16 protein-coding genes are annotated in these 15,294 nt (G+C 47.4%); 13 read left to right on the top strand and 3 right to left on the bottom strand.

The genetic code is table 11. The annotated features are described in order from the left end of the window. Nucleotides 1-223 (bottom strand): DnaA N-terminal domain-containing protein (locus AB1466_02580; protein ID MEW6188988.1); only part of this gene is annotated, 223 nt, incomplete at its 3' end. A 25-nt stretch (nt 224-248) separates the two neighbouring features. Beyond that, complete coding sequence (locus AB1466_02585; protein ID MEW6188989.1) at nt 249-1,043, bottom strand: ATP-binding protein; 795 nt, start codon at nt 1,041-1,043, stop codon at nt 249-251. A 481-nt stretch (nt 1,044-1,524) separates the two neighbouring features. On the opposite strand from AB1466_02585, the gene rpmH reads away from it, so the two are divergent. The 12 genes from rpmH to AB1466_02645 all read left to right on the top strand — a co-directional run bounded on the left by rpmH (nt 1,525) and on the right by AB1466_02645 (nt 11,196). Continuing rightward, the gene (gene rpmH / locus AB1466_02590; protein ID MEW6188990.1) at nt 1,525-1,659 is read left to right on the top strand and encodes a 50S ribosomal protein L34; all 135 of its coding nucleotides are present in this window, start codon (nt 1,525-1,527) and stop codon (nt 1,657-1,659) included. A gap of 13 nt (nt 1,660-1,672) precedes the next feature. Continuing rightward, a complete protein-coding gene (rnpA, locus tag AB1466_02595) occupies nt 1,673-2,017 on the top strand; it encodes a ribonuclease P protein component (protein ID MEW6188991.1) in 345 nt (114 codons plus the stop codon). Beyond that, complete coding sequence (yidD, locus tag AB1466_02600; GenBank protein ID MEW6188992.1) at nt 2,014-2,277, top strand: membrane protein insertion efficiency factor YidD; 264 nt, start codon at nt 2,014-2,016, stop codon at nt 2,275-2,277. The genes rnpA and yidD overlap by 4 nt, the downstream gene beginning before the upstream one ends. Further along, on the top strand, nt 2,237-2,908 hold the full coding sequence (locus AB1466_02605) for a YidC/Oxa1 family membrane protein insertase (GenBank protein MEW6188993.1): 672 nt from the start codon (nt 2,237-2,239) through the stop codon (nt 2,906-2,908). The genes yidD and AB1466_02605 overlap by 41 nt, the downstream gene beginning before the upstream one ends. 14 nt (nt 2,909-2,922) lie before the next feature. Continuing rightward, complete coding sequence (gene jag / locus AB1466_02610; GenBank protein MEW6188994.1) at nt 2,923-3,540, top strand: RNA-binding cell elongation regulator Jag/EloR; 618 nt, start codon at nt 2,923-2,925, stop codon at nt 3,538-3,540. A gap of 234 nt (nt 3,541-3,774) precedes the next feature. Continuing rightward, nucleotides 3,775-4,560 carry a 16S rRNA (guanine(527)-N(7))-methyltransferase RsmG gene (gene rsmG, locus AB1466_02615; GenBank protein ID MEW6188995.1) on the top strand — a complete coding sequence of 262 codons (786 nt, stop codon included), beginning with the start codon at nt 3,775-3,777 and terminating at the stop codon, nt 4,558-4,560. A gap of 114 nt (nt 4,561-4,674) precedes the next feature. Next, nucleotides 4,675-5,577 carry an AAA family ATPase gene (locus AB1466_02620; GenBank protein MEW6188996.1) on the top strand — a complete coding sequence of 301 codons (903 nt, stop codon included), beginning with the start codon at nt 4,675-4,677 and terminating at the stop codon, nt 5,575-5,577. Beyond that, a complete protein-coding gene (locus tag AB1466_02625; GenBank protein ID MEW6188997.1) occupies nt 5,570-6,424 on the top strand; it encodes a ParB/RepB/Spo0J family partition protein in 855 nt (284 codons plus the stop codon). The genes AB1466_02620 and AB1466_02625 overlap by 8 nt, the downstream gene beginning before the upstream one ends. Nucleotides 6,425-6,534: 110 nt before the next feature. Then, complete coding sequence (locus AB1466_02630; GenBank protein ID MEW6188998.1) at nt 6,535-7,674, top strand: aminotransferase class V-fold PLP-dependent enzyme; 1,140 nt, start codon at nt 6,535-6,537, stop codon at nt 7,672-7,674. A 28-nt stretch (nt 7,675-7,702) separates the two neighbouring features. Next, entirely contained in the window at nt 7,703-9,931 is a 2,229-nt protein-coding gene (locus tag AB1466_02635; protein ID MEW6188999.1) for a hypothetical protein, read from the top strand. A 1-nt stretch (nt 9,932) separates the two neighbouring features. Continuing rightward, nucleotides 9,933-10,235 carry a YtxH domain-containing protein gene (locus AB1466_02640; protein MEW6189000.1) on the top strand — a complete coding sequence of 101 codons (303 nt, stop codon included), beginning with the start codon at nt 9,933-9,935 and terminating at the stop codon, nt 10,233-10,235. A gap of 19 nt (nt 10,236-10,254) precedes the next feature. Beyond that, on the top strand, nt 10,255-11,196 hold the full coding sequence (locus AB1466_02645) for a D-alanine--D-alanine ligase (GenBank protein ID MEW6189001.1): 942 nt from the start codon (nt 10,255-10,257) through the stop codon (nt 11,194-11,196). A gap of 1 nt (nt 11,197) precedes the next feature. Here the strand turns inward: AB1466_02645 and AB1466_02650 are convergent, their stop codons facing one another. Further along, nucleotides 11,198-13,888, bottom strand: coding sequence for a calcium-translocating P-type ATPase, SERCA-type (locus AB1466_02650; protein ID MEW6189002.1), 2,691 nt, complete (start codon nt 13,886-13,888; stop codon nt 11,198-11,200). Nucleotides 13,889-14,111: 223 nt separating this feature from the next. Here AB1466_02650 and fbp point away from each other — a divergent pair, with 223 nt between their 5' ends. After that, nucleotides 14,112-15,200 (top strand): fructose-1,6-bisphosphate aldolase/phosphatase, encoded by a 1,089-nt coding sequence (gene fbp / locus AB1466_02655; protein MEW6189003.1) that lies wholly within the window; start codon nt 14,112-14,114, stop codon nt 15,198-15,200. Nucleotides 15,201-15,294: the final 94 nt, after the last annotated feature.

Consider the following 15,294-nt stretch of genomic DNA (forward strand, 5'->3'; position numbering starts at 1 on the left):
TTCTCTCCCCCATCACCTGGGATAGTGCGTTGGAGAGCAGTGTAGTATAGCGGGACTCTAGCCATTCCTTAGCAAAGGCATTAGGAGCCGAGACGATTAAGGTATCCTCGAAGATGGTGAGAGGGACGGTATTTTCAAACCAGGTTTTAAATGTTGGAACATTGAGCCTTTGTTTCAAGATATTTAACGTCTCTCTCCAGACGGCATCGAGTTGTCCATGCACGTTAAACCCCCCCGAAATATAATCTTTAAGAGCTTAAGATGAGATCAAGATGTCTTATCCCATCCGAAGTCAAACTCCTCTTTCCTTGATCATCGGCTTTTATCAGTTTTGCTTCTTCTAAATATTTCAAGTCACGGTAAGCCGTGCTTAAGCTGACCTCTAACTCCGAAGCGACTCTGGAGGGCCCCACCGCCCCGAGCTCTGTAACCAAGAACAATACCTTCTTCTGTCGCTTATTGAGAGTAAATTGAGGGAAATCCGGTTGAGGAACCGTTGCAGCTTCTTCTTTGGGGCTTTCTCGCCGGTGGGGGACACGTAGGGTGACCACGGTTCCCCTTTCAAGATTATCTTCCAAGGTAACAATGCCTCCTAGGTGAGCCAAGGCCTCCTTCACTATGGGGAGACCAGACCCAACTCCCTTGATTAGGCCCTTCATTTCCCGATTAGCCGTGGAAAAACCGGGCTCAAAAGCCTTTTCTTTATCTTTTATGCCCGGTCCCTGATCGGAAATGCGAATGGTGTTTCCATTATCCAAAATGCTTATCACGGCCTCCTTGAAATAGGCGTGGATGAGGTTCTCTATGACCTCTTTTATGACCGTGAAGGGGACATCCCCCCCTTTTTCCTGCGAAAACCGATATGTTTTTGTCGCAAGCGAATTTATGAATTCCTCCTGGTCTTGAGAGGAAAGATCGATAACTCTTGGAGTGGAAGTGAGGGAGTCATAGATGGCGATCCTGACGAAGGGAACCTCCCCCCGGTCCTCTCTCTTTTCATCATGTTTTTCTTCTTCCAAAAGTTTCTGGAGAAAATTCTTCATAATCCCTGAGAATCCATGAAAAAGTCCGCCATCCACAAAAATTTATCAACAAGCTGTGAAACAAGTCGCTGAGACGTTGAACCAATATCCTTTGGCAAAATCTGCCTAGCAAACTAGAGATTTGAAAGGGCGCAACCTGCAAAAAGGAAACTTTATCCACAGAGCTTTCCACAGTTGTGGAAAAGGTGGGGAAAGTAGTGACTTTCTCCCTTAAAGAGAAAATCTGGACAGTTCCAATGGGCTTGATGGATGGATTATATGAAAAACCGAGGACTTTTGCTGCGATCAAATGAGGTATTTAACTATCCAGACCTGAAGAGTGGAAGGCATTTTTGATTATAGCAAAGGGGAATAAATTCATCAATAAGAAAATCCTCAATTCAGAATCGAACATATGTTCATAAATATGTGATTTCCTTGACACCAACCATGCCCCTCGTTATAATAACCCTGTTCTTCCGCGAGCTCAGGAGCATTTTTTATGAAGAGAACTTATCAGCCGAAGATAAGAAAGAGAAAAAGGAAACATGGATTTAGAATCCGAATGCACACAAAAGCGGGAAGGAAAATCATCGCCAACCGGAGGAGAAAAAACAGACAACGACTTTCCGCATGATCCTCTGGTGATTATGGTGCGGAAAACCACTCTCTCTTCGATTAGGGACCTCAAACGGATATATAAGCATGGATCGAAGGTTTCAAATAGGTACTTGACCATAAAGTTTCTCAAAAAGGAGAATTGCGGGGGGAATCGAATAGCCTTTTTCGTCGGTGGTAAAATAGGGAAAGCGGTGGCTCGTAATAGATTGAAGCGTCTCCTTAGAGAAGCATACAGAGCAAATGAAGAAAAATTCAAAAAATGTTATGATTTAATCGTAATTGCCCGTCAGCCCCTAAAGGAGAAAACCTTCGAAGAGGTAGAGCAAATTCTCATGAGCACCTTTGGGGAGGCGAATCTTTTAACGAGGAAATGAAGATACCCATTCTCTTGTTGATAAAAGGATATAGAAGATTCATTTCAAGATATTTGCCTCCCGTCTGCCGGTTCTATCCGAGTTGTTCCCAATACGCCATTCAAGCCATAGAGAGATATGGATTATGGAGGGGATTATTCCTTTCTATAATTCGAATCCTACGCTGTCATCCATTCTCCCCGGGAGGTTATGACCCAAATGAAGGGGGAAAGACGATAATTGGGTACAATATTAGAGCCCATAGAAAAAATATTGTTTGAAGCTCTTAAATTTTTTTATGGTTATGTCCACAGTTATGGTCTGGCTATAATTTTGCTTACGGTCGCTGTAAAGGTGACCTTGCTCCCCTTGACCATTAAGCAGATTAAATCAGCACAGGAACTTCAAAGATTGCAACCCAAGCTAAAGAAGATTCAGGAGAAATACAAACATGATAAAGAAAAACTGCAAAAAGAATTGATGAAATTTTATTCTGAACATAAGGTTAACCCCTTAAGCGGTTGTTTGCCCCTTCTCCTGCAGCTCCCCATCTTCATCGCGTTATTTAGGATGCTTTCAGTAAATAAAGAGCTAGCCCAAGCTGGTTTTTTGTGGCTCACCAATCTGAGTAAACCGGATCCCTATTTTATCCTGGTCGTATTAATCGTCGTATCCACCTATCTTTCTTCGAAGACCATGGGCACCGATCCTCAACAGGAAAAGATGATGACCTTTATGTCCTTATTCATGGGCTTGATAGCATTACGGCTACCGGCCGGAGTTTTATTGTACTGGGTTACCTTTAACGTTTTGACCGTAATTCAGCAATATTTGACTTTGAGATTTGAATCCACTCCGGTTCTGCCTTCAAAGGCGGAGGAATTACCCTCCCGGGGCAAGGAGAGGGTTTAATCAGGAGGATAGAAATGGAACAAGTCATCGCGGCTGAGGGAGCATCCACCGAGGAGGCGATCGAGAAAGCCTTAAAGGATCTCGGTGAAAGCAGGGAGGATGTAGAAATAGAGGTTTTGAGCGAGAATGAGGAGGAAGTCGGGGTAAAAGTTAAGCTGGCCATAAAGGATAAGAGGGTAAGCAGGGGAATAGGTTTCCTCAAAGACGTTCTCCGGGAAATGAAAATCGAGGCGGTCGTGAATCCCATCGAAGAAGAGGACCACATACTCATAAATATTGAAGGGGAAGGCTTGGGACCATTAATCGGTCGCCATGGACAAACGCTCGATGCTCTGCAGTTTCTCCTCAACACTGTGGCAAATAAAGGGGCTTTCCACCGAAAGCTCATCATATTGGATATTGAAAAATATAGAGTGCGAAAGAAGAAAAGCCTTGAAGAATTAGCCAGGAAAATGGCGGAGAAAGCCACAGCCACGGGTAGGGCGGTAACCCTAAGACCCATGACCGCTTATGAACGCAAGATAGTCCACACAGTACTTCACGATTATCTAGACATTGAGACTATGAGCGATGGAGAAGAACCTTATAGGAGAGTAACGATATATCCGAAGCATGAAAATGTAAAGAGTTAAAAGTTTACCTCGTCCCAAAAATATGAGCTTAATATAACTACTGTGAACCGTGAACCATATAAGAGTGTAACCAATGTCTGCGATTAATATAGTTAAAAGTTCAAGACCATCGTGAATGCCAAAGGGGATTGTGACAAAAATTCTCGCTCCAAGAAATTTTGGCGGAGCACTCCTAAATGTGTTTTATTAACGGTTCCACGTGGAACTACCTGCTCTTTTCCAGAGGCGAAATCAGTGTACAAAATCACTTCTGATATGCGGAGAGAGGGAAGCGGAATGAAGGGAATCGAAGAAATACTCATTGAAGGAGCGAGAATTTTTGGGATTGCTCTCACCCCTCAACAGGTGAACGCTTTCTTATTTTACCTTGATGAGTTAAAGAAATGGAATAGGCGGGTCAATCTCACCAGTCTCACGGACGATCGTGATATAGTGGTTAAGCACTTTTTGGATTCTCTCAGCTGCCTGGTCAGCGATAAAATTGGGGACCATTCCAAGGTGGTCGATGTGGGAACTGGAGCTGGTTTTCCCAGTCTTCCCATAAAGATCGCTAAACCCAAAATTGAATTGACGCTTCTTGATTCTTCAAAAAGAAGAGCGCAATTCCTCCTACATATGGTCGAAGCGATGAAGCTTGAGGACTCCCAGGTTGTTTGTCTCCGAGCCGAAGAATTCGCGAGGAAGGGGAGAATTAGAGAATCCTTTGATATAGTTCTGGCGAGAGCCGTCTCCTCCCTTCCCGTCCTCATGGAGTACGCCCTTCCTCTCCTCAAAATAGGGGGATATTTCATAGCCCAAAAGAGCCAGAAGCTCAAAGAGGAGTTAGAAGCCTCTCAAAAGGCGGCTTCCATATTGGGCGGAGAAGTTGAGAAGGTAATGAATATAGCTGTACCTCTCTTGAACGCACAAAGGTATCTGGTTCTAACCAAAAAAGCCATGCCCACTGCAGACCGATATCCACGGAGGACAGGAATACCTACTAAGAGACCACTGGGTTTTTGCAAAGGGCCAGAGTCGTGAGCAAAATTCAAAATCGGTCGTTAGACGCCTACGGACATTTTTAAATGGGCAAAAAAATTTCAAAAAATTCCGTTTTTAAAAAAGGAATTTTGAATGCGATAAAGAATAATAATTTTGGATATGGTACTGGAAATCTTTAGACGCAGAAAAGAAGCAAAATCCACAGCAAGGGTCAGAGAAAGTGCGGATATCAAAAGTCCCCAATTAATTGAGACCCCAAGGGATCTTCAACTCCGCGAAAAATCCTCTCTCCGGAAATCTAAAATTTTCGCTATTGCCAATCAAAAAGGTGGCGTGGGAAAGAGCACCACCGCAGTTAATTTAAGTGCATGCCTCGCGCAATCGGGGTATAAAGTCCTACTCATAGATATCGATCCTCAAGGTAATGCCACAAGCGGTGTGGGATTAGATAAAATTGAACGAAGGTATTGTATCTATAATGCTCTAGTTGAAGATAAGTCCCTTGGAGAAATCGTAGAAAGAACCGATATCGAACATTTGTTTGCAATTCCTGCCACTCTTCAGCTGGCGGGAGCGGAGATAGAACTGGTTTCATCCATCTCTCGTGAGTGCAGACTAAAGAAGGCCATTGAACCCATAAGGGAAAAATTTGATTACATCATCATCGATTGTCCTCCCTCTTTGGGCCTCCTAACCATAAATGCCCTTACGGCTGCAGACGAAATCATAATCCCCATTCAATGCGAATATTATGCTCTAGAGGGACTGAGCAAATTGTTAGAAAGCATAAGGCTGGTGAAAACTCACCTGAATCACGATTTGGAGATCGCGGGGGTTCTCATGACCATGCACGATATCCGAACCAAATTATCTCAGCAGGTCGTTGATGAGGTTGTAAAGTTTTTCCAAGATAAAGTCTATAACACCATCATTCCCCGGACGGTGAGGTTGAGCGAGGCTCCCAGTTATGGTCAACCCATCACCGTTTATGATGCTACATCTAAGGGAGCCGAAGCCTACAAAAATTTTGCAAAGGAAGTGATGCAACGTGGTTAAACGAGGATTGGGGCGAGGCTTGAGCGCACTAATTTCTACCTTAGGCCAGGAAGGGGAGGGGATTTGGGCTGAGGAGATTCCCGTGGAGAATATCTCTCCAAACCCGAATCAACCTCGAAAGCAATTCGACCCCCAAGCTTTTGAGGAGCTCGTGGCCTCAATAAAGGAATTCGGTCTCGTTCAACCCGTGGTGGTAAGACCCAAGGGCGACGGCTTCGAGCTTGTAGCCGGAGAAAGGAGATGGAAAGCCGCCAAGGAAGCGGGGCTGGCCACCATTCCCGCGGTGATCAAAGACTCAACGGATACGGAGTCTCTGGAGATTTCGCTCATCGAGAACCTGCAGCGAGAGGATCTAAACGCCATAGAGGAAGCCATGGCTTACCGCCAACTCATTGAGCAATACAACATCACTCAAGGAGAGCTGGCGAACCGTGTTGGGAGAAGTCGCGTTGCCATCACCAATACGCTACGCCTCTTACAATTGCCCGATGAGATAAAACAGCTCATTACCGATGGAGATATCTCTTCTGGTCATGCTCGTGCCCTTCTTTCCTTGGAGGATCCGGAGCAGCAGAAAAAATTGGCCAAGCGAGTTGTGGCTGAAGGGCTTTCCGTGAGGCAAACTGAGAACATGGTACGACTCTGGCAAATGTCCGGCGCCAAGCATCGCAGGGTTCTTCAGCCAAAGGCCTTCAAAACGATCGCCAAAAACTTGAGCGAGACGCTTTCCGCCAGGGTTAGAGTGAAGATGGCTCAAAAGAAGGGAAAAATCGAGATAGAATTCAAATCCATTGATGAGCTTGAGAGGGTCTACAAACTGATAATGCAAAGGATCCCCGTGCAGTAATCGAAAACAAGAGGAGAGATGCGAAGGCATTAATTGAGGGTATAATGATCTATACCCCACCGAGTGCGGTGGGGTATAATTTTAGGCATTGAAGAGGAGATGAGTTATAGATGATATATCTGGACAACGCTGCAACCTCCTATCCCAAACCGAAGCCAGTGATGGAAGCGATCGCGGAATGTTTCAAGCGGGCGGGGAGCCCGGGTCGAGGGGCTCATAAAATGGCACTCGCAGCGAGCCGGGTCATTCTAGAAACGCGGGAGCTTTTAGCCGAGCTTTTCAACGTCAAAGATTCCGCAAACATAGTTTTCACTCTCAATGCCACCGAAGCCATAAACTTGGGACTCAAGGGGCTCCTTAAGCCCGGCGATCATGTCATCACCACGAGCATGGAGCACAATGCCGTGACCAGACCCTTAAAGGATTTAGAAGCACAAGGGATCAAGGTTACGAAGATAAAGTGCTCTCAGGAGGGCCATCTTGACCTCGATGATCTCCGGGACTCCATCTCACAAGATACTAAAATCATCGTGATGACCCATGCCTCAAACGTCACGGGGACACTGATGCCCATCGAGGCCGCTGGGGAAATCGCACGGGAAAAGGCCATTTTTTTCATGGTCGACGCAGCTCAAACCGCTGGGATTTTCTCCATAGACGTTGAGGACATGAACATCGATCTTTTGGCCTTTTGTGGGCATAAGGGACTTTTGGGACCTCAAGGCACGGGCGGTCTTTACATAAATCCCAATATCGATCTCAAGGAGCTAAAACAGGGAGGCACGGGCGGATATTCTGAGGCCCCATTCCAGCCGCGAATCCGGCCGGAGAGATACGAGGCGGGAACCCCAAATACGCCCGGGATCGCCGGTTTGGGAGCGAGCTTAAAATTCATTCGAGATATAGGACTTCAAAGCATCCATGATTTGGAGAGGGATCTTACTCTTCATTTATTGGAGGGATTGAAGAAAGTGCCCCGGATTAAACTCTATGGACCACAAGCCGGGGAGGAGAGAGCACCGGTGGTTTCCCTGAATGTGGAGGGAATGAATCCCCACGAAGTGGAGTTCATTTTGGATCAGACCTTCGATATTACAGTTCGGGCTGGGCTACACTGTGCACCAGATGCTCATAGGACCATCGGCACAGAGGAGCTTGGGGCAGTAAGATTCAGTATCGGATACTTCAACACAATGGAGGATATAGATCAAACCATAGAAGCCATACGATATATTTGTGAAAAAAGTTGACGATATTAGCGCAAGGACTGGGAGAGAAATGACCACCAAATCGAGGAGAAATTATCTCTTTTTTATCTCAATTTTTCTCGTCATTGGATTCTTCGTCCTGTTCTGCCCCGTGAGGATCGAGGCAAGGGAGGGCAGAAAGTCCATTCTCATTGTCATCGATGGAATTGGCATCGAGGATTTAAGCCACCGCGATTTAACCCATCTCCAGGGGCTGATCGAAAAAGGCGCCATAGGATTGATGAATACCAGGACGGCTTCAAGGATATCCCCCGCTAACAATTATCTCTCCATTGGAGCGGGAGCGAAAGCAGAAGGCGGAGCCTTTGGGGGTTTAGCTTTTAATTCTTCCGAGGTTTATGAAACAAATCCCGCTGGTGAAATCTTCTGGCAGCGGACGGGGATAAAACCTCCGCCAAAGGGAGTAGTCACCTTGACCATTGCCAATATTTCACGTAGAAGCAAAAGACTTCCCTGGAATATTTTTCCAGGAAGCCTGGGGAAGGCTTTGAAGGAGGCGAAACTCAAAGCCGGAGTCCTCGGAAACGCCGATGTGGATCAAGAATTCCATCGAGAGATATCCTTAATATCCATGGATCAACTGGGAAGAATTCCCTTTGGAGATGTTGGGCAGGATATCCTTCAAAGGAGCCCAAGAAGTCCGGGTGGTTGGCAGACGGATTGCGACACCCTCCTCTCTAAATCTCTTTACCTCTTAAGAAAAGTTGATTTTCTGGCGATAGAGACCGGCGATACATCGCGGGTTAATGCCCGCTCCCCACTACTCATGGATTGGAGGGTATCCAGCGGGAGAAAATCTGCTTTAAAGCGAGCGGACGAGTTCATCGGGAGGCTGATCTCCCGGATTGATTTGGAGAAGACCCTCGTCATCGTGGTTACACCGACTCCCTCAATTAAGATGGTCAACGAGGGCAATAATCTCACACCCATCATCGTGGTCGGGGGAGGCATAAAACCCGGGATACTCACCTCTGAAACCACCAGAAGCCATGGAATCGTGAGCAACATCGACATTGCTCCGACCATACTCTCATACCTCGAAGCCAAAATTCCTCACGAAATGTTAGGATATCCCCTTCAATCGGAACCACAAGACCAATCCATTTCCTATTTGCTCTCCCTTAATGAGCGAATATTTAATAGGTCCAAAATTCGTGTTCCCGCACTAAAAATGTACGTCACCATCATCGCACTCGTTCTGATCATCTCCACCATATTTTTGCTCATGGGCACAACTCATAAGCGGCTCAGAGTTCTGCAGTTTCTGTTGCTGTGGCTTATCTGTGTCCCTGTCACCTTGCTTTTTTTGCCTTTTTCGATTTATTCTTCCCTCATCTTGACTACGATTTTGGCCTTCCTGGGAAGCGCAGTGGTTGCCTTAATGAGTTTGTTGTCTGGAAGGAGAGTCCTTTCCCCCATCATCTTCATAACTCTGCTCACCTCAAGCGTGCTTTTGCTGGATGTGCTCACGGGTTCTCACCTCATGCAGCGTTCGATCCTGGGATATTGTCCCATCATCGGGGCACGATTCTACGGTATAGGCAACGAATACATGGGGATTTTAATCGGTTCAAGCATCGCCGGAATTACCGCGCTCATGGACGTACCAAATTTTACTCGAAAATCCCATGTAATGTTGGCTGGACTGATCTTTCTGTGCTTGGTTGTCATATTCGGGCATCCAGCTCTGGGAGCCAATGTCGGAGGGACCATAGCCGCAGTTGTGGGATATCTTATCACCTATTTTGGGCTTCTGAAGCGCAAGATATCTTTGAAATTGATTCTCTTCATCACCCTTGCGGTAATCATTGCCCTTGCATCCCTTATATTCCTCGATTTATTTGGGATATCGCCCCCATCCCATCTGGGGAAGGCCATCACCCTAATTCGAAGGGGAGGCTCAGGTGAGGGATTAAAGATTATTCAACGAAAGTTCGCCATGAATGTCAGGGGAACCAGGTACACTTTCTGGACGAGGGTCTTGATAGCGGTATTGGTGATTTTCCCCATTTTAATAATCCGACCAGCGGGTATCTTAAGGAAGATAAAAAGCGATTATCCCTGCCTCACTTCGGGGTTGATGGGCATAGCGGTGGCCAGCATTGCTGCCTTTATCTTCAACGATACGGGAGCAGCAGCAGCTGCAACTACCTGCATTTTTGCCGTCGTAACCATCTTGTATATTATAATAGAAGAGCAAAAGGCTTCATTGAGAAAATTAAGGCAATGGGAGGAATGAGATGGAGGATCAGCGATTCGGCTACGAGGAATTCGGATTGGGGCTTCTACTCGGTGTAGCCTTGGGTTCCGTAATTGGTCTGCTCTTAGCCCCTCAATCTGGAGCGGCAACGAGAGAGCAGATCACCAGCAAGGCAACGGGTCTGAAAAGCTCTGTGCAAGAGCTCATTGAGCAAGCCAGGAAGAGCTTGGAACAGGCAGCAGCCAAGGTCGAAAGCGCCCTTGGGCTTGAGGGCAGGAGCATAAGACGGAAGCTGGATAAACTCAGGGCGGAGCTGGAGAAATATAATTTGAACGAGGTTTAAAAAGAGGACAAATTCGGTCATGAAGACTAAGCCAAAAGTGGCTGTTTTAATGGGCGGACGGTCCGCGGAGCGAGAAATTTCCATAATGACTGGAGAGGAAATATATAAGGCTCTGGTTCAGAAGGGTTACCCAGCGGTCAAAGTATATTTGGATGAAAATGTGGTCGAGAATTTAAAGAGGGAAAAGGTGGATGTGGTATTCATCGCCCTCCATGGACGATACGGAGAGGATGGAACTGTTCAAGGAATGTTGGAGATCCTGGGATTGCCATATACCGGTTCGGGGGTTCTGGCCAGCGCTTTAGGCATAAATAAAATTATGGCCAAAAGGATTTTTAAGGCTTCCAGTGTGAACACCGCCGATTTTTGCACCATCTCTCAAGAGGAGTATAAAAAAGATCCAACTTCAGTTAGGGAGAAGGTGATCGAGGAGATAGGGTTTCCTATGGTCATCAAGCCCGCGCGAGAGGGCTCGACCATCGGTTTAAGCGTGGTTCAGAAAAGCGATCAACTCGATGCCGCCCTTCAAGATGCTTTCGAGTACGATGAGCAACTTTTAGTGGAGAAATTCATCGAGGGAACCGAGGTCACCGTGGGCATTTTGGGTGATAAAGACCCCGAGGCATTGCCCACTTTAGAGATCGTCTCTAAAAAAGGGATCTATGACTACCAGGCAAAATATACCCCGGGCATGAGTGAGCATATCATTCCCGCTCGCATTCCCTCAGAGCACCGAAGAGCGGTTCAGGAAATGGCAATCAAGGCCCATAAAGCTCTGGGTTGTCGGGGATTCTCTCGAGTGGACGCCATCGTTACCAGGGAAGGGATTCCCTATATTTTGGAGGTAAATACCATTCCTGGAATGACAAGCCTAAGCCTTTTCCCCGATGCAGCCAGAGTGGCGGGCATTGCATTCCCCGATCTGGTCTCCAGGATAGTGGAAATGGCGCTTGAGAAGTAAATCATTTCCTTGCTATATTCCTTATCGCATCGATGATTATCAGTGGAACCAAAGAAGCCGTAAGGATTATACCCCATTCCCTGGCTCCGAGAAACGTCGTGTGAAAGATGGATTGAAGTGGGGGAATGTACAACACCCCCAAGTGGAGAATTATTGAACCCCAAATTGCAGCGAGAAGAGACTTGTTGGCGAGGGAGTGAAAGGTAAATACCGAGTGCCGCTCACATCTAAAGTTCAAGGTGTGAAGGATTTGTGCAAGCACCAAGGCCGTGAAAACCATTGATTGAGCACCTCGAAGAGGAACCTTCAACCAGAATAGGCCGGCCATGAAGGCGAATAGGGCTCCTAAGGTGAGTATCAACCCCTGCCAAAGGATTTGTAACTGTTTTTCTTTGGCCAATATGCCTTCGCCGATTCGGCGGGGAGGACGATCCATGAGATCTGGTGCGGGCGGATCCACCCCCAAAGCCAAGGCGGGGAGACCATCAGTCACAAAATTTATCCAAAGTATCTGAACGGGCAGAAGTGGTAAGGGAAACCCTGCAATCATGGCTAAAAACATGGTCAGAACCTCGCTAACGTTGCAGGAAAGAAGGAACAGAATGAATTTTTTGATGTTATCAAAGATCAATCTACCCTCACGTATTGCGGTGACGATGGTGGCGAAGTTATCGTCGGCGAGGGTAATATCGGAAGCTTCCTTGGTGACGTCCGTTCCCGCTATTCCCATGGCTATACCAATATCCGCCATTTTAACCGCGGGGGCGTCGTTTACCCCATCGCCAGTCATGCCCACGATGTGACCCCGATTTTTAAATGCCTTGATTATCTTGATCTTATCCCTTGGATCAACCCTGGCATAAACGGCGATTTCCTCGATCCTTGAAGTCAATTCCCTTTCAGACATTTCTTTGAGTTCCGTGCCGGTTATAATCTGTTTACGATCGAGGAGACTGATTTCTCTGGCTACGGTTTCGGCGGTCAATTTATGGTCGCCGGTGATCATGACCGCTTGCACATTAGCCTTGTGGCAAGTCTTTATGGCTTCATAGACCTCGCTTCTTGGGGGATCAGTCATACCTACGAGTCCAACGAATGTCAGATCCCTTTCCAAGGCCTCCGGTTCAATCTCCGGTGGTTCAGAGAATTCCCGGTAGGCCATGGCCAGGACGCGGTAACCCCTCCGAGCCATGCCACCATTTTTGTGGAGCAATCGCTTGCGCTCTTCTTCTGAGAGTGATTTGATGCTTCCTCCCCTGTGTATACTGGAGCACCGAGCCAAAATTACTTCGGGGGCTCCTTTAACCAAAGCTACATAAACTGGTTCATCGGTCTTCTTCCCGTAGACCATAGACCATAGACCATCGACCAATTTATGAACCGTGGTCATCCTCTTGCGTTCAGAATCGAAGGGAATCTCATTTAAGCATGGTGCTCGTTTTTCAAGCGCATCCTTCCCCAAGCCTACTTTCTCTGCGGCGATAAGTAGAGCTCCATCGGTGGGATCTCCTATCGGTTTTCCATCTCGAATTCGGGCATCGTTGCAGAGGGCCGCGATTTTAAAGAGGAGCATGAGGTCCTCAGAGGGAGCGGCCTCTTTGCCATGGATCTTTAGCCGGCCTTCATCCGTAAGTTCCCACATTTTATCTTCGAAGTAGATGAGCTTTACGGTCATCTGGTTTTTGGTAAGCGTGCCCGTTTTATCGGTGCAGATCGCTGTGGCGGAGCCCAAGGTTTCCACCGCGTGCAATCTCCGAACTATGGCATTTTTTTTCGCCATATTTTGGACTCCCAGGGCCAAGGTAACTGTGACCACTGCGGGGAGCCCTTCGGGGATGGCTGCTACGGCTAGGCTCACCGCGGCGAGAAACATGAGAGCCCAACTAAATCCCCTCAATATTCCGCTTAGGAAAACAATGAAGCATACCAGCAGGCAGAGAACGGCTATTCTTTTGCCCACTCTTTTGAGTTCCTTTTGGAGGGGGGTCTTCTCCTCTGCAATTTGCAGCATCCCCGCAATCTGACCCATTTCCGTGGACTTTCCGGTGGCCACGACCACGGCTTTCGCCTTCCCCCGAGCCACAGCCGTTCCCATATACACCATATTTTTTCTATCTCCCAAAGGGAGAAGACGATTGGAGATAGGTTCCGTGTGTTTATTGACGGGTTGCGACTCGCCGGTGAGGGCAGATTCATCCGTGGCAAAGGCGATGCATTCTATGATTCTGGCATCCGCGGGCACGTGATCCCCCGTTTCAAGTATGGTGAGGTCCCCGGGAACGACCTCTTCTGCAGATATCTCCACCTCTTGACCTAGGCGAATAACCTTGGCCGTTGGAGCAGTGAGCCTCTTGAGGGCCTCCATGGCTTTTTCCGCTCTGAATTCCTGCACGAATCCCAAAATGGCATTGAGGATGAGGATGGCTGAAATCGCCAGTGCATCAACAAGCTCCCTTAAGACGAGCCCAGAGACGATGATGGCAACGATGAGGACATATACCAAAAAATCTTTAAATTGAGAGAGAAAGATTTGGAGCGGGGAGGGCTTTTTCTTTTCTTCAAGCTCATTGGGACCGAAATGAATCAGCCTATTCCCAGCCTGCTTGGGATGCAAACCTGCCTTTACATCCGTCTCCAGGATGCTCTCAATTTCTCTTATCTTCAGAGTGTGCCAATATTTGATTTCGGGCATGAAGACATCTTTTTACCAAAAATTACAGCAATAAATATTGCTGCTTGCCAAAGTATACATTAAATTATTGGTAAAAACCAGGGTCGTGTTAGACTGTTCTTAATGGCAGCTTCAAAGGAAGTTTTGGGGAGATTAAAAAGGAGGGAGGAAAACCGGGGATATTCAAGAAAGATATTGAGAGCGAAAGAAAAATCAATAAGGGGGAAACACGAGGGGAGAAAAGATAACCTTAAGCGTCATTAAAGCAGATGTAGGAGGCTTTGTTGGGCACTCCGATGTACACCCGGCATTACTCAAAAAAGCCGAGGAGTGTCTGGCTGAAGTCAAGAAAAAGGGTTTGCTCATCGACTACTACAGGAGCAAGGTGGGCGATGATATCGCCCTGATCATGACACACAAGCGAGGGATCGATGATGTAGAAATCCACCGTTTTGCTTGGGAAACTTTTGAGAAGGTCACAAAGGTTGCGAAGGAGTATGGGCAGTATGGAGCCGGTCAAGACCTCTTGGCCGAGGCCTTTTCGGGCAATGTCAAGGGCATGGGGCCGGGTGTAGCCGAGATTGAATTCGTGGAGCGGGAAAGTGAACCGGTGATCATCTTTCTGGCGGACAAGACCGAACCCGGTGCTTGGAACTATCCACTTTTTAAGATGTTTGCCGATCCCTTTAATACCGCCGGCCTGGTCATAGACCCGAAGATGCACGATGGCTTCAATTTTGAGGTAGATGACCTCATTGAAAAGAGGAAAATAATGTTCTCCTGTCCCGAGGATCTTTACGATATGCTCGTCTTCATTGGGGCACCGGGACGATTCGTGATAAAGTACGTCCTCCGCAAGGACGGCGAGATCGCGGCGGCCACCTCAACTCAGCGCTTGTCCCTCATCGCCGGAAGATATGTGGGCAAGGATGATCCGGTGATGATCGTGAGATGCCAAAGTGGTTTGCCCGCCGTGGGCGAGGTTCTGGAGCCTTTTTCCATGCCTCACCTCGTTGCCGGTTGGATGAGAGGCTCTCACCACGGTCCACTAATGCCCGTTTCCTTTAAAAATGACACACCAACCAGGTTTGATGGTCCTCCTCGTGTGGTCGCCCATGGTTTTCAGCTGTCAAGAGGGAGATTCATCGGTCCCAGGGATATGTTCGCCGATCCCGCCTTCGATCGTGCCCGGCGTATCGCCCTCAGGGTCACGGACTACATTCGAAGGCATGGACCCTTTGAACCTCACCGCTTACCCCTTGAGGAGATGGAATACACGACGATGCCTTCGGTGATGGAGAAGCTCAAGGATAAATTCGTGGCCGTTGAGTGAGAACTTCATTTTTGTGGGGTTAAGATTGAGCGGGTTAAAAACAAAACTTTTGGTCTTAACCATCTTTGTGGGTGGAACAATATTTTTTTCCCAC

Source organism: Actinomycetota bacterium (assembly GCA_040755895.1).
Lineage (GTDB): Bacteria > Actinomycetota > Aquicultoria > Subteraquimicrobiales > Subteraquimicrobiaceae > Subteraquimicrobium.

Coding starts and splice junctions, on each gene's coding strand:
- AB1466_02585 (MEW6188989.1), bottom strand. CDS start 1,043: ATGAAGAATTTTCTCCAGAAACTTTTGGAAGAAGAAAAACATGATGAA.
- rpmH (MEW6188990.1), top strand. CDS start 1,525: ATGAAGAGAACTTATCAGCCGAAGATAAGAAAGAGAAAAAGGAAACAT.
- rnpA (MEW6188991.1), top strand. CDS start 1,673: ATGGTGCGGAAAACCACTCTCTCTTCGATTAGGGACCTCAAACGGATA.
- yidD (MEW6188992.1), top strand. CDS start 2,014: ATGAAGATACCCATTCTCTTGTTGATAAAAGGATATAGAAGATTCATT.
- jag (MEW6188994.1), top strand. CDS start 2,923: ATGGAACAAGTCATCGCGGCTGAGGGAGCATCCACCGAGGAGGCGATC.
- AB1466_02630 (MEW6188998.1), top strand. CDS start 6,535: ATGATATATCTGGACAACGCTGCAACCTCCTATCCCAAACCGAAGCCA.
- AB1466_02635 (MEW6188999.1), top strand. CDS start 7,703: ATGACCACCAAATCGAGGAGAAATTATCTCTTTTTTATCTCAATTTTT.
- AB1466_02640 (MEW6189000.1), top strand. CDS start 9,933: ATGGAGGATCAGCGATTCGGCTACGAGGAATTCGGATTGGGGCTTCTA.
- AB1466_02645 (MEW6189001.1), top strand. CDS start 10,255: ATGAAGACTAAGCCAAAAGTGGCTGTTTTAATGGGCGGACGGTCCGCG.
- AB1466_02650 (MEW6189002.1), bottom strand. CDS start 13,888: ATGCCCGAAATCAAATATTGGCACACTCTGAAGATAAGAGAAATTGAG.